Here is a 271-nt window from a genome sequence, read left to right as displayed (position 1 = left end):
CTCCAGCTATCCTGAGGGAAACTTCGGAGGGAACCAGCTACTAGATGGTTCGATTAGTCTTTCGCCCCTATACCCAAGTTCGACGAACGATTTGCACGTCAGTATCACTACGAGCCTCCACCAGAGTTTCCTCCGGCTTCGCCCTGCTCCGGCATAGTTCACCATCTTTCGGGTCCCAACGCGCATGCTCCCACTCAAACCTTTCACAATAAGAAAAATTCATGGTCGGCCGACGATGCAACCACTCCGGCATCTCGTCCCTCAACTTCGT

Annotated in this window: 1 rRNA gene; it reads right to left on the bottom strand. The window is 53.1% G+C overall.

Annotated features, from left to right (window positions below):
- Positions 1–246: ribosomal RNA gene (locus tag C6N31_RS42955) — 23S ribosomal RNA — on the bottom strand; the annotation flags it as partial.
- Between the last annotated feature and the right edge of the window lie 25 nt (positions 247–271).

It is taken from the genome of Streptomyces fildesensis (assembly GCF_016107395.1).
In the GTDB taxonomy this organism is placed as follows: Bacteria; Actinomycetota; Actinomycetes; order Streptomycetales; family Streptomycetaceae; genus Actinacidiphila; species Actinacidiphila fildesensis.
This window is presented reverse-complemented; position numbering and strand designations above follow the sequence as displayed.